The organism is Streptomyces sp. NPDC059524, assembly GCF_042749255.1.
GTDB classification, from domain to species: domain Bacteria; phylum Actinomycetota; class Actinomycetes; order Streptomycetales; family Streptomycetaceae; genus Streptomyces; species Streptomyces xanthii.
The window spans coordinates 1-12,536 of record NZ_JBHYTK010000198.1 but is presented as its reverse complement, the minus strand read 5'-3'; the positions used below and the strand labels follow the sequence as shown (position 1 = coordinate 12,536).

At 71.0% G+C, this 12,536-nt stretch carries 11 protein-coding genes and 1 other RNA gene; 9 read left to right on the top strand and 3 right to left on the bottom strand.

What is annotated here, in order from left to right:
- Nucleotides 1-36: 36 nt before the first annotated feature.
- Nucleotides 37-231, bottom strand: a complete 195-nt coding sequence (locus tag ACFW9D_RS34740) for a hypothetical protein (protein WP_188338601.1) — start codon at nucleotides 229-231, stop codon at nucleotides 37-39.
- Nucleotides 232-551: 320 nt separating this feature from the next.
- Here ACFW9D_RS34740 and ftsE point away from each other — a divergent pair, with 320 nt between their 5' ends.
- From ftsE to ssrA, 5 genes are all read left to right on the top strand, one after another.
- The gene (gene ftsE / locus ACFW9D_RS34735) at nucleotides 552-1,241 is read left to right on the top strand and encodes a cell division ATP-binding protein FtsE (protein WP_026245701.1); all 690 of its coding nucleotides are present in this window, start codon (nucleotides 552-554) and stop codon (nucleotides 1,239-1,241) included.
- 38 nt (nucleotides 1,242-1,279) lie between these two features.
- Entirely contained in the window at nucleotides 1,280-2,197 is a 918-nt protein-coding gene (gene ftsX / locus ACFW9D_RS34730; protein ID WP_188338602.1) for a permease-like cell division protein FtsX, read from the top strand.
- Between the two features lie 78 nt (nucleotides 2,198-2,275).
- Nucleotides 2,276-3,439, top strand: coding sequence for a S41 family peptidase (locus tag ACFW9D_RS34725; RefSeq protein WP_384628789.1), 1,164 nt, complete (start codon nucleotides 2,276-2,278; stop codon nucleotides 3,437-3,439).
- A gap of 31 nt (nucleotides 3,440-3,470) precedes the next feature.
- Entirely contained in the window at nucleotides 3,471-4,010 is a 540-nt protein-coding gene (gene smpB / locus ACFW9D_RS34720) for an SsrA-binding protein SmpB (RefSeq protein WP_188341528.1), read from the top strand.
- Nucleotides 4,011-4,136: 126 nt separating this feature from the next.
- Nucleotides 4,137-4,505, top strand: a transfer-messenger RNA (tmRNA) gene (gene ssrA, locus ACFW9D_RS34715).
- A 148-nt stretch (nucleotides 4,506-4,653) separates the two neighbouring features.
- Here the strand turns inward: ssrA and ACFW9D_RS34710 are convergent.
- Together ACFW9D_RS34710 and ACFW9D_RS34705 are read right to left on the bottom strand one after the other, a co-directional pair.
- A complete protein-coding gene (locus ACFW9D_RS34710; protein ID WP_188338604.1) occupies nucleotides 4,654-5,394 on the bottom strand; it encodes an SDR family NAD(P)-dependent oxidoreductase in 741 nt (246 codons plus the stop codon).
- Between the two features lie 114 nt (nucleotides 5,395-5,508).
- Nucleotides 5,509-6,834 carry an MFS transporter gene (locus tag ACFW9D_RS34705; protein WP_384628785.1) on the bottom strand — a complete coding sequence of 442 codons (1,326 nt, stop codon included), beginning with the start codon at nucleotides 6,832-6,834 and terminating at the stop codon, nucleotides 5,509-5,511.
- Nucleotides 6,835-6,917: 83 nt separating this feature from the next.
- On the opposite strand from ACFW9D_RS34705, the gene ACFW9D_RS34700 reads away from it, so the two are divergent.
- The 4 genes from ACFW9D_RS34700 to ACFW9D_RS34685 all read left to right on the top strand — a co-directional run bounded on the left by ACFW9D_RS34700 (nucleotide 6,918) and on the right by ACFW9D_RS34685 (nucleotide 12,392).
- Nucleotides 6,918-7,895 carry a LysR family transcriptional regulator gene (locus ACFW9D_RS34700; protein WP_384628782.1) on the top strand — a complete coding sequence of 326 codons (978 nt, stop codon included), beginning with the start codon at nucleotides 6,918-6,920 and terminating at the stop codon, nucleotides 7,893-7,895.
- Nucleotides 7,896-8,109: 214 nt separating this feature from the next.
- Nucleotides 8,110-8,823, top strand: a complete 714-nt coding sequence (locus tag ACFW9D_RS34695; protein ID WP_384628779.1) for a hypothetical protein — start codon at nucleotides 8,110-8,112, stop codon at nucleotides 8,821-8,823.
- A complete protein-coding gene (locus tag ACFW9D_RS34690; RefSeq protein WP_384628777.1) occupies nucleotides 8,824-11,016 on the top strand; it encodes a polysaccharide deacetylase family protein in 2,193 nt (730 codons plus the stop codon). It abuts the gene before it with no gap.
- The gene (locus tag ACFW9D_RS34685; protein WP_384628774.1) at nucleotides 11,013-12,392 is read left to right on the top strand and encodes an acyltransferase family protein; all 1,380 of its coding nucleotides are present in this window, start codon (nucleotides 11,013-11,015) and stop codon (nucleotides 12,390-12,392) included. The genes ACFW9D_RS34690 and ACFW9D_RS34685 overlap by 4 nt, the downstream gene beginning before the upstream one ends.
- The last annotated feature ends 144 nt before the right edge of the window (nucleotides 12,393-12,536 follow it).

The window sequence follows — 12,536 nt, the reverse complement described above, 5'->3', positions numbered from 1 at the left end:
GCTCCGGGCCCTTTCCGTCGTCTTCCGCGGTCCCCGCTACACGGGCTGGTGCGCCGCGAGCAGCGCCACGGCCGCGATCAGCACGGCGAGCAGGGCGATCAGCGCCATCGGGGTGAGTCCGGACAGCGGGTTCTCCTGCTGGAGCCGCTCGCGGTTCGCCCGGCACACGGGGCAGCGGCCCTCGCTCACGGGCGCCGCGCAGTTCGCGCACACCAACCGGTCATAGGTCATGCGCCGTCCTCCTCACGCGCGGCGGAGCCGGCCGTCCACATACCCACTGGTTCTCTCCGCTCAACGCCTCGGGAAACGCGACCGTTCCCCCTACCACTGTGCCAGTTTCCGGGATTTTCGGCGCGCCTCGGTCCACAGAGCGGCCCTGACCGGCTACGGGGTGGACAAAAGCGGCGCCTCGCCGGCCGTGCACCAGGACAAAACGCGCAACCGGGGACGGCGCCTGCACGCCGCCTCCCCATTCGCGTATGGTCACGCACACCGAGGGGGTGTCTCGGACACCCCCGCCCCCGACGCCCCCGAAGCTCCGAGGCGCACCAGTGATCCGATTCGACAACGTCTCCAAGGTCTACCCCAAGCAGACCCGGCCCGCTCTCAGGGATGTCTCCCTGGAGGTCGAGCGCGGTGAGTTCGTCTTCCTGGTCGGCTCGTCCGGCTCCGGCAAGTCCACGTTCCTGCGGCTGATCCTGCGCGAGGAGCGGTGCAGCCACGGCCAGGTGCACGTCCTGGGCAAGGACCTGGGCCGCGTCTCCAACTGGAAGGTCCCGCAGATCCGCCGCCAGCTCGGCACGGTCTTCCAGGACTTCCGGCTGCTGCCCAACAAGACGGTCGGCGAGAACGTGGCCTTCGCGCAGGAGGTCATCGGCAAGTCCCGCGGCGAGATCCGCAAGTCCGTGCCCCAGGTGCTCGACCTCGTCGGCCTCGGCGGCAAGGAGGAGCGCATGCCCGGTGAGCTCTCCGGTGGTGAGCAGCAGCGCGTGGCCATCGCCCGCGCCTTCGTGAACCGCCCCAAGCTGCTGATCGCGGACGAGCCGACGGGCAACCTCGACCCGCAGACCTCGGTCGGCATCATGAAGCTGCTCGACCGCATCAACCGCACGGGCACCACCGTGGTGATGGCCACCCACGACCAGAACATCGTGGACCAGATGCGCAAGCGCGTCATCGAGCTGGAGAAGGGCCGCCTCGTCCGCGACCAGGCACGCGGCGTCTACGGCTACCAGCACTGAGAAGTACCGAGAGAAGCTGCGAAAGGCTCAGTTAGCGCATGCGTGCCCAATTCGTCCTGTCGGAGATCGGCGTCGGTCTCCGCCGCAATCTCACGATGACCTTCGCCGTCATCATCTCGGTGGCCCTCTCGCTCGCCCTGTTCGGCGGCTCGCTCCTGATGAGTGATCAGGTCAACCAGATGAAGGGCTACTGGTACGACAAGGTCAACGTCTCGATCTTCCTGTGCAACAAGGGAGACGCCGAGTCGGACCCGAACTGTGCCAAGGGCCCCGTCACCGCGGACCAGAAGAAGCAGATCGTCGCCGATCTGGAGAAGATGCCCGTCGTCGACAAGGTGGCGCACGAGTCGCAGGACGACGCGTACAAGCACTACAAGGAGCAGTTCGGCGACTCCCCGCTGGCCAGTTCGCTGACCCCGGACCAGCTGCAGGAGTCGTACCGGATCAAGCTGAAGGACCCGGAGAAGTACGAGGTCATCGCGACCGCGTTCAACGGGCGGCCCGGCGTGCAGTCCGTGCAGGACCAGAAGGGCGTCCTCGACAACCTCTTCCGGCTGCTCGGCTACCTGAACGTCGCGGCGGGCGCCGTGATGGCCGTGATGCTCGTCGTCGCGCTGCTGCTGATCGTCAACACCGTGCGGGTGTCCGCGTTCAGCCGCCGCCGCGAGACCGGCATCATGCGACTCGTCGGCGCGTCCGGCTTCTACATCCAGGCCCCGTTCATCATGGAGGCCGCGGTCGCCGGACTCATCGGCGGCGGCATCGCCTGTGTGTTCCTGGCGGCCGGTCAGTACTTCGTGATCGACAACGGCGTGGCCCTGTCGGACAAGCTGCAGCTCATCAACTTCATCGGCTGGGACGCGGTGCTGACCAAGCTGCCGCTGATCCTCGCGGTGAGCGTGCTGATGCCGGCGCTGGCGGCGTTCGTCGCGCTGCGCAAGTACCTGAAGGTGTGACGAGAGTCCCCCGCGAACAGAAGCGCCGTACGGGTCAACTTTCCGTACGGCGCTTCGCGTTGTCCTAGACTCACCGGCATGTCCGGCCCGGAGCTGTTCTCCCGGCCCCGTCGCTTCGGCCGCGGGGCGGCCCTGACATTGGTCTTCGCGAGCGTCCTCGCCGCGGGTGCCGCCGCCGGCGGGCTGCCGGGCGATCCGCGCGCGGCCGGGACCCGGCAGGACCACAAGGTCGCCGCCGCGCACCGCGAGCCGCTCGCCGATCCCACCGAGGCCGCCGCCGAGGCCATGGCTGACGGCAAGTCACCCACGCAGGCCGCCGAGGAGGCCGTCAGTCGCAGCGGCGACCGCTGGGCCGCCGTCTACTCCCAGGGCGAGTACGAGGAGTTCGAGCAGTCCCTCGACGGCGAGTACACCGGCGTCGGCCTGTGGGCCAGGCGCACCGCCGGCGGCGGCCTCCAGGTCACCAAGGTGCGCGACGGCTCGCCCGCGCGGGAGGCCGGCATCCGTGAGGGCGACCGGATCACCTCCGTCGACGGCGCGCGCGTCACCGGACGCCCCGTCACCGAGGTGCTCGCCCTGCTGCGCGGCGAGCACGCCGGCACGGCCGTCGAGATCGGCCTGCGGCGCGGCAAGCGCGCATGGACCGAGACCCTGCGCCGCGCCGCCCTGTCCACCGACCCGGTCACCGTGACCCGGCTCGGCGCCGACGGCACGCTCGTGAAGGTGAGCGCCTTCACCAAGGGCGCGGGCGCGCAGGTGCGCTCCGCGGTCCGCGCCGCCCCCGCGAGCGGCGGCCTCGTCCTCGACCTGCGGGGGAACTCGGGCGGGCTGGTCACGGAGGCGGTCGCGGCGGCGTCGGCGTTCCTCGACGGCGGGCTCGTCGCCACGTACGACGTGCGCGGCACGCAGCGGGCGCTGCACGCCGAGCGCGGCGGCGACACCACCAGACCCGTGGTCGTGCTCGTCGACAGCGGGACGATGAGCGCGGCCGAACTGCTGACCGGAGCCCTGCAGGACCGCGGCCGCGCGGTCGTCGTGGGCGCCCGCACCTTCGGCAAGGGCTCGGTCCAGATGCCGAGCCGGCTGCCCGACGGCTCCGTGGTGGAGCTGACCGTCGGGCACTACCGCACCCCTTCGGGCGGCACCGTCGACGGCCGGGGCATCACCCCGGACCTGGAGGTCGACGCGGCGGCGCTGCGTCGGGCCGAGACAGTATTGAGTGGCCTCGGGGACCCCTCGTAGTGCGAAAATGGCCAGCACTATGGCCAAGGGAATGTACGTACCGAAGGAGTCCCAGCCCAAGCAGGGCAAGGGGGCGGCGTCCTCCAAGAAGGACGGCAAGCGCAAGATCGTCGCGCAGAACAAGAAGGCGCGGCACGACTACCTGATCATGGACACCTACGAGGCCGGCATCGTGCTGACCGGCACCGAGGTCAAGTCGCTGCGGCAGGGGCGCGCGTCCCTGGCCGACGCCTTCGTCCAGGTCGACGGGAACGAGGCGTGGCTGCACAACGCCCACATCCCCGAGTACAGCCAGGGCACGTGGACCAACCACGCGGTGCGGCGCAAGCGCAAGCTGCTCCTGCACCGTGAGGAGATCGACAAGCTGGAGGCGAAGTCCCAGGAGACCGGGCACACGATCGTGACGCTCGCGCTCTACTTCAAGGACGGCCGCGCGAAGGCGGAGATCGCGCTCGCCAAGGGCAAGAAGGAGTACGACAAGCGGCAGACGCTGCGCGAGCAGCAGGACCGCCGGGACTCGGACCGCGCCATCGCGGCCGCCAAGCGGCGTCAGCGGGCGCGCGAGCGCTGAGCCGTCGCCGCGGGGCGCGGGGCCGTGGGAATAGGCTGGCACCCGCGTGCGTTGGTCACGTACGATGGAACACGTCCTCCACCGCGGGGACACCGGGTCGCGAGGCCCACTTTGAAAAAACAACATGGGGATGATCGGTTTCGACAGCGGATGTCGAAGCAGGGGAAGCGTGTCGAGGAAGCGGCAATGATCTCGTAAACCATATGTCGCAACCAATAATCGCCAACACCAAGCGCGATTCCTTCGCCCTCGCTGCCTAAGTAGCGACTTGCGAAGTGTCAGCCCGGGGCTGTTCCCGACCCGGATCCTGGCATCAGCTAGGGGACTAAACCTTGATCCCGGTCACGGGGTGAAGAGGGAAATCAAACAGTGACTGAGCCCGTTCCGGACTTGTCTGGGTGATCCGGAGGGCCGAGAAACTCGTACCAGACTGCACACGGAGAAGCCCTGTTTGTTCACCGTTGGACGCGGGTTCGATTCCCGCCATCTCCACGAGGCGGTGCCCGGATTCTGCTCGCGGACTGCGCGAGCCGAGTCCGCCCCGTCGGGACTCCTGGGGGCATGACCCCCAGACCCCCTCATCCCATGCGATACAGGCCCGACCGTCTTCGACGGCCGGGCCTTTGTCGTTCCGGTTCCGGGCTCAGACGATGTGGCGTCCGCCGTCCACGGTGAGGACGTCGCCCGTCGTGTACGCGGCGTCCAGGAGATAGAGCGCGGCCTCGGCCACGTCCTCGGGTGTGCCCACGCGGCGCAGCGGGGTGTTGGCCGTGATCCAGTCCCGCGAGCTCTCCCAGACCTCCTCGGCCTCCGCGTACCAGGGGGTGTCGATCAGGCCGGGCGCGATGGCGTTCACGCGGACCTCCGGGCCGAGCTGGGAGGCGAGCAGCCGGGTCAGGTGGTTCACCGCCGCCTTGCTCACCGCGTACGGGATCGAGCTGCCCAGTGCCCGGGTCGCCGAGACCGAGGAGACGTTGACGACCGCTCCGGCGCCGGAGGCGCGCAGGTGCGGGGCCGCGGCCGTGACCATCTGCCAGACGCCGATCACGTTGACGTCGAGGAGGTCCCGCCAGGTGTCGGCGCCGACCGCGTCGAGGTCGTCGAGCGGGATGAAGCGGGTCGCGCCCGCGTTGTTCACCAGCACGTCGAGCCGGCCGTACGTGTCGATCGCGGTCCGGACGATCCGGCGCGCGTCGGCCGGGTCGGACACGTCGCCGCGCACGTACACCGCGTCGGGGAGCTGTGCGGCCAGCTCCCGTCCCGCGGCCTCGCTGCCGGCCGAGTTCACGACGACCCGCAGGCCCTCCGCCGCGAACCGGCGGGCCATGGCCGCGCCGATCCCGGAGGACGAACCCGTGATGACCGCGACGCGGTTCTCTCCCATGTGACTGCCCCCTGCTGTGTCGGTGCCTGTGTGGCGTGCTGCTTGCCGGGGGAGTGGATCACGGATTCCCGCTAGATGGAAATTGCTTTCCGTGATGTGGAAATAAAGGGATGGTTATCGGCCGGGGCGGCGGGTGTAGCCGTACAGGGCCAGGAGCAGGGCGCAGACGGCCGCCGCGACCGGCACCGCGTACGCCGCCGTCGCGCCCCAGTGCTCCACCGCCGTGCCGCCCGCCGCCGAGCCGCACGCGATGCCGCCGAGCAGGCCCGTCACGGCGAGGGTCATGCCCTCGTTCAACTGGGCCGCCGGTGTGCGCTGTTGGACCAGGGTCATGCCCGCGACCATCGTCGGCGCCGTCGCCATGCCCGCGATCAGGAGCGCCCCGCCGAGCACGAACAGGGAGCCCGTGAGCGCGGCCGCGAGCAGCGGCAGGGTCATCAGGACCGTCATCGCCGCCACGCACAGCGGGTGCCTGCGGTCGGCGGGGCCGGTGGGCTTGAGGGCGCCGTTGACCAGGCCCGCCGCACCCGAGCCCGCGGCCTGCAGCGCGAGGATCGCGCCCGCCCACACCTTGTGGCCCTGCGCGTCGGCGAACGCCACCGTGACGACCTCGAGCGAGCCGAAGATCCCGCCGGTCGCCAGGAAGGAGAGGAGCAGCGGCGGCATGCCCCGCACGCGCAGCGGAGTGCGCGAGTGCTCCGTACGGGCGTGGACCGGGGGTTCCGTGGAGCGCTGCGCGGCGAAGACCAGGATGCCGCTCACCATGAGGAACACCGAGGCCAGCGTGCCCGCCTCCGGGAACAGCGAGCCGCACAGGAAGGCGGCGACGACCGGGCCGAGCATGTAGCAGAACTCGTCCGCGGCCTGCTCGAAGGAGTTCGCCGTGTGCAGGGCGTCCGGATCGTTCGCGAACAGGTGCGCCCAGCGCGCCCGGGACATCCCGCCCGTGTTGGGCGTCGCCGCCGTCGCCACGTAGGCGGCGAACAGGGTCCAGTCCGGCGCCCCGAAGCGCACGCACAGCAGCAGCCCGAGCGAACCGCACGCCGAGACCGCGACTGCGGGCACCGCCACCCTGGCCTGCCCGAACCGGTCCACCAGGCGTGCCGTCCACGGCCCGACGACCGCGTTGGCGACCAGGCCCGTCGCGGTGACGGCCCCGGCGAGCGCGTAGGAGCCGCGCACCCCCGAGATCATGATCACGGCACTGATGCTGAACATGCCCTGCGGGAACCGGGCCAGCAGATTGCCGAGGGTGAAGGCGAGGGCGCCGGGCACGGAGAAGAGGCGGCGGTAGGAGTTGGAGCGACGGGCCGGGCGGGTGGAGGTCCGGTGGGGTGCGCCGTCGCCGGTGGCGGGATCCTCATGGAGGGTGCCGGCGCCGGGGGGTGTGCCGCCGGGGAGGGCGTCGGGGGCGGGGGAGGTGGTGAGGGCGTCTGGCATGGGACGAGCCTCGCCGCGGTGCGGGGCCGGGGTCCAACACCTGTTCGGTGCCGATTCACGCGGCTGCGTTGTAAGTTCGGGCGATGCCGTCGTCGTACGTCGAACCCCGTCTGCTGCGCGCCTTCCTCGCCGTCGCCGAGGAACTGCACTTCACCCGGGCCGCCGCCCGGCTCTACGTCGCCCAGCAGGCGCTGAGCCGGGACATCCGGCGCCTGGAGCGCGAGCTCGGCGCTGAGCTGTTCACGCGGACCACCCGGCAGGTCGCGCTCACCGCCGACGGGGCGCGGCTGCTGCCCCACGCGCGGCGGGCGATCGAGGCGCAGGACGCGCTGCTCGCCGCGTTCGCCGGGCCCCCGCCGGAGCGCGGGCCGCTCCTCGTGGACGTGAACAGTCCGGGGCTCGTGCACGAACGCGTGCTGGCGCGGGCCCGCGAACTCGCCCCCGAGCAGGAGCTGATGACCCGCTACGAGAGCGGTCTGACCGGCGCCGCCGCCGAGATCCTCGCCGGGCGCCTCGACGTGTCCTTCGGCCGCTTCGCCGGACTCGACCCGGCCGTCCGGGCCCGCCTCGACCAGCAGCCGGTGCGCTACGAGCCGATGGCGATCGTGCTGCCCGAGGACCATCCGCTGGCCGCGCTCGACGCGGTGCCGCTGGACCGGCTCGCGGGAGAGGCCGTGTACGCGGGGGCGGGCAATCCGCGGACCCCGGAGTGGACGGATCTGGCCAGGAGGCTGTTCGAAGGGCGGGGCATCGAGGTCGCGCCGCCGGCCCCGCTCGCCGTCGGACAGGAGGAATTCCGGCGGATCATGACCAAGTACCGGAATCCCGTACTCACGGGAGTGGACTTTCCGGCCATGCCCGGGACGGTCCGCAGACCCCTCGTCGACCCGGTGCCCCTGTCACCCGTGTCGCTGGTGTGGCGCAAGGGGCGACAGCACCCCGGAATCCAGGCGTTGAGGGCGGCGGCGGCCGCCCTGGCGGCCGACAACGGCTGGCTCGAATATCCCGCGAATGGCTGGATTCCGACCATGGATGCACGCATCATGATGAGGCGGACCTGAGGCGTGGGCACGAGCGTCACCCGGGTGCGCTACATTCTTGGTCCGGGCGCAGTGTGATAAGGGGGGCGCCCGGATCGGGTGGGGGCCCGGTCCGGTCGACGATGCTCGGACAGTCGCGTGCGCACCCCATGAAACATGCCCCTGGGGGGAAGAGCGTACGGTGGAAAATTGGCGTGAAGATGCCCTGACAGGGCAGACGCATGATCCGAACGAGGTGACGGTCCAGCTCGACGGCGCGGGCCGCCAGTTGAGCGAACTCCTCGCGACCACGTCGGGCCCGGGTGCTCCCGCGCCGGACGACAAGGAAGTCCCCGTCTTCGTCGACGACTCGGGGCGCCGCAGCCGCACCTTCCGCCGCATAGGCGTGGCCGTCGGCCTGGCCTGCGCCGCGTACGCCGTCGTCGTCGTCGCCACCCTGCTCTCGGGCAACTCCAGCGCGCCCTGGCTGCCGATGGAGGCCGAGCACAAGGGGCCCGCCGGCCAGGTCGACACCGACCCGCTCGTCCCCGCCGACTCCGCGACGCCCACCACGTCCCCCGGTGGCACCCCGTCCCCGAGCGACTCCGGCTCCGCCTCGCCCGGCACCAGCACCGACCCCACGACCGGCACCGCGCCGGCCGGCGCCACCCCCGGCGACACCACGCCCGGGACCGGCACCACCCCCGCCGACCGGCCCACCGGAGGCGGCAGGACCACCCCGCCCCCGGTTGACCCGCCGGACCCGACGGACGACCCGCCCCCGACCCAGGGCCCGACCGACGGTCCCACCGACCCCGCCACGACGCCCCCGGCCGAGCCGACCGACGACCCGCCGGCCGAGCCGGCCGGCGGCGGCACCGACACCGTCGCGTCCCGGACCCTCGCCCCGAGCACCGGCGCCGATGCCTCGGCCCCGCCCGTCGCGTCCCCCGAAAGCAGCGTCCTGTAGATGTCGTCCCACCGCTCACGTCCCCGGCGGCACAGCGCTGCCCGCAGACGCCGGCTCCCGCTGCGCTATCTGCTGCCCGTCCTGCTCCTCGTGGCGATGCTCGCGATGCTCATGCTCCGCGGCTACGTGCACAGCGAGATCATGGCCGACCACCGCATCCAGCCCGAGGCGGCCACCGACCACGTCCCCGAGAAGATCCTCGACGGCGGCCCCGTCATCGACACCCGGGGCGGCCAGGAGAGCAGCCGGTCCATCGACGACCACAAGCTCGTCCTCACCTTCGACGACGGCCCCGACCCGGAGTGGACCCCCAAGGTCCTCGACGTCCTGAAGAAGCACGACGCGCACGCCGTCTTCTTCGTCACCGGCACCATGGCCTCCCGCTACCCCGACCTCGTCCAGCGCATGGTCGAGGAGGGCCACGAGGTCGGCCTGCACACCTTCAACCACCCCGACCTCTCCTACCAGTCGAGCAAGCGCATCGACTGGGAGCTGTCGCAGAACCAGCTGGCGCTCGAAGGCGCCGCCGGCGTGCGCACCTCCCTGTTCCGGCCGCCGTACTCCTCCTTCGCCGACGCCATGGACGACAAGTCCTGGCCGGTCACGAAGTACATCGGCTCGCGCGGCTACATCACGGTCGTCAACAACACCGACAGCGAGGACTGGCAGCGCCCCGGCGTCGACGAGATCATCCGCCGCGCCACCCCGCACGACGGCAAGGGCGCCATCGTCCTCATGCACGACTCCGGCGGCGACCGCTCGCAGACCGTCGCCGCGCTGGACCGCTTCCTGCCCGACCTCCAGCACCACGGCTACAAGTTCCAGAACCTGACCGAGGCCCTCGGCATCGCCAGCGCCCACACGCCCGTCACCGGCCTCGAACTGGCCAAGGGCAAGGCCTGGATCTACGCCGTGCAGGCCTCGGAGAACATCACGACCGTGCTGGTCGGCGGGCTCGCCGTCATCGGCGTCCTCGTCATGGGCCGCTTCGTCCTGATGCTGCTGCTCTCCGTGATCCACGCCCGGCGGGTCCGCCGCAAGGGCTTCGCCTGGGGCCCGCCGATCACCGAGCCCGTCTCGGTCCTCGTGCCCGCCTACAACGAGGCGAAGTGCATCGAGAACACGGTCCGTTCGCTCATGCTCAGCGAGCACCCCATCGAGGTCATCGTCATCGACGACGGCTCCAGCGACGGCACCGCCCGCATCGTCGAGAACCTGCGGCTGCCCAACGTGCGCGTGGTCCGCCAGCTCAACGCGGGCAAGCCCGCCGCCCTCAACCGCGGTCTGGCCAACGCCCGCTTCGACCTCGTCGTAATGATGGACGGCGACACCGTCTTCGAGCCGTCCACCGTCCGCGAGCTCGTCCAGCCGTTCGGCGACCCGCGCGTCGGCGCCGTCGCCGGAAACGCGAAGGTGGGCAACCGGGACTCCCTCATCGGCGCCTGGCAGCACATCGAGTACGTGATGGGCTTCAACCTCGACCGCCGCATGTACGACATCCTGCGCTGCATGCCGACCATCCCCGGCGCCGTCGGAGCCTTCCGGCGCAGCGCCCTGGAGCCCATCGGCGGCATGAGCGACGACACGCTCGCCGAGGACACCGACGTCACCATGGCGCTGCACCGCGCGGGCTGGCAGGTCGTCTACGCGGAGAACGCGCGCGCGTGGACCGAGGCCCCCGAGTCCGTCCAGCAGCTCTGGTCCCAGCGCTACCGCTGGTCCTACGGCACGATGCAGGCCATCTGGAAGCACCGCCGCGCGCTCGTCGAGTCGGGCCCCTCCGGCCGCTTCGGCCGCGTCGGCCTGCCCCTCGTCTCCCTCTTCATGGTCCTCGCACCGCTGCTCGCGCCCCTCATCGACGTCTTCTTCCTCTACGGCGTCGTGTTCGGGCCCACGCAGAAGACGATCATCGCCTGGCTCGGTGTCCTCGCCCTCCAGGCCGTCTGCGCGGCCTACGCCTTCCGCCTCGACAAGGAACGGATGACCCACCTCATATCCCTCCCGCTCCAGCAGCTCCTGTACCGGCAGCTGATGTACGTCGTGCTGCTCCAGTCCTGGATCACCGCGCTCACCGGCGGCCGGCTGCGCTGGCAGAAACTGCGCCGCACCGGAGCGGTGGGGGCGGCGCCGGGCGCGCTGCCGCACCAGCGGAACGCGGCGGTGGCCGGAGACGACAGGAGGCCGGTGGCATGACGTATCCCCAGGAACCCCAGTACCGGGAACCGCAGTACCGGGACCCTCAGTACCGGCAACCGCAGTACCAGGACCCTCAGTACCGGGCGCCGCAGTACGCGGAACCCCAGTACGCGGAACCCCAGTACGCCCACGTGCCGGCGCAGCCCGCGCAGACGGCGGCCCTTCCGGTCACCGATGTGCCCGAGGCCCCCGAGGCGCCCGAGGCGGAGAAGCCCGCGCCCAAGAAGCCCGGCCGTGACCGCTACCTCGACCTGCTGCGCACCACCGCGCTGGTCCGCGTCGTCGTCTACCACCTGTTCGGCTGGGCCTGGCTGACGGTGCTGTTCCCGTCCATGGGCGTGATGTTCGCGCTCGCCGGATCCCTGATGGCCCGCTCGCTGAGCCGGCCCGCCCTCGGCGTGATCCGCGGCCGCATCCGGCGCCTGCTTCCGCCGATGTGGGCGTTCAGCGTCGCCGTCCTCACGCTGCTCTTCGCGGGCGGCTGGAACCCGGGCAAGGACCCGGACAACGGCGGCACCTGGGGCTGGATCAGCCTCTTCAACTACCTCGTGCCGATCGGCGCCCCCAGCTTCCCCTGGCACCTCGGCGACAAGGCGGGCCTGCTGGAGGACACCTGGCCGGCCCAGGCCGCCGGTCCGCTCTGGTACCTGCGCGCCTACATGTGGTTCGTGATCGCCTCGCCGCTGCTGCTCTGGGCGTTCCGCAAGGTGCCGTGGGCGACGCTGCTCGCCCCGCTCGGCCTCACCGCGATCGTCGGCACCGGCATCGTCACCATCCCCGGCGAGACGGGCAACGCGGTCACCGACTTCGCCGTCTACGGCAGCTGCTGGGTGCTCGGCTTCGCCCACCACGAGGGGCTGCTCGCCAAGGTCCCGCGCTACCTCGCCGTGTCCTGCTCCGCGCTCGTCATGGCCTTCGGCCTGTGGTGGGCCTCCGGGCACCTCGGGCCCGACGGCTGGGACCTCAACGACATCCCGCTGGCCCAGGCCACCTGGTCCTTCGGCTTCGTCGTCATCCTGCTCCAGTACTCGCCGTCCTGGCAGGAGCTGCCCGGCCGGCTGGCCAAGTGGGACAAGGTCGTCACCCTGTCCAACAACCGGGCCGTCACGATCTATCTCTGGCACAACATGCTGATCATGGCGACGGTGCCGATCATCGACCTCGCGTACGACCTGCCGTTCATGGAGAACGAGCGGTGGAGCGGGGCGCTGGACACGACGTACATGATCTGGATGTTCGTCCTGGTGTGGCCGTTGATCGCGCTGGCGGTCGTCGGGGTCGGCTGGATCGAGGACCTCGCGGCGAAGCGGTCTCCTCGTCTTTGGCCGGACGGGTCGAAGCGGAAGGGTGCGCGCGGGGCTCGGCGGGGGTAGCGCCATCTCGTCCGCGGGGTGCCCTTGTCTGGCGGCCGCGGCTCTCGTCGTGGCTGGTCGCGCAGTTCCCCGCGCCCCTGAAATGCAGACGCTTCGCGTCGCATTTCCCCGATGAGGCGCAGCCTCATCAGGGGCGCGGGGAAC

Excerpts from the sequence above, each read along its gene's own strand:
- ACFW9D_RS34740 (WP_188338601.1), bottom strand. The coding sequence starts at position 231 with ATGACCTATGACCGGTTGGTGTGCGCGAACTGCGCGGCGCCCGTGAGC.
- ftsX (WP_188338602.1), top strand. The coding sequence starts at position 1,280 with ATGCGTGCCCAATTCGTCCTGTCGGAGATCGGCGTCGGTCTCCGCCGC.
- ACFW9D_RS34725 (WP_384628789.1), top strand. The coding sequence starts at position 2,276 with ATGTCCGGCCCGGAGCTGTTCTCCCGGCCCCGTCGCTTCGGCCGCGGG.
- smpB (WP_188341528.1), top strand. The coding sequence starts at position 3,471 with ATGTACGTACCGAAGGAGTCCCAGCCCAAGCAGGGCAAGGGGGCGGCG.
- ACFW9D_RS34710 (WP_188338604.1), bottom strand. The coding sequence starts at position 5,394 with ATGGGAGAGAACCGCGTCGCGGTCATCACGGGTTCGTCCTCCGGGATC.
- ACFW9D_RS34705 (WP_384628785.1), bottom strand. The coding sequence starts at position 6,834 with ATGCCAGACGCCCTCACCACCTCCCCCGCCCCCGACGCCCTCCCCGGC.
- ACFW9D_RS34700 (WP_384628782.1), top strand. The coding sequence starts at position 6,918 with ATGCCGTCGTCGTACGTCGAACCCCGTCTGCTGCGCGCCTTCCTCGCC.
- ACFW9D_RS34690 (WP_384628777.1), top strand. The coding sequence starts at position 8,824 with ATGTCGTCCCACCGCTCACGTCCCCGGCGGCACAGCGCTGCCCGCAGA.
- ACFW9D_RS34685 (WP_384628774.1), top strand. The coding sequence starts at position 11,013 with ATGACGTATCCCCAGGAACCCCAGTACCGGGAACCGCAGTACCGGGAC.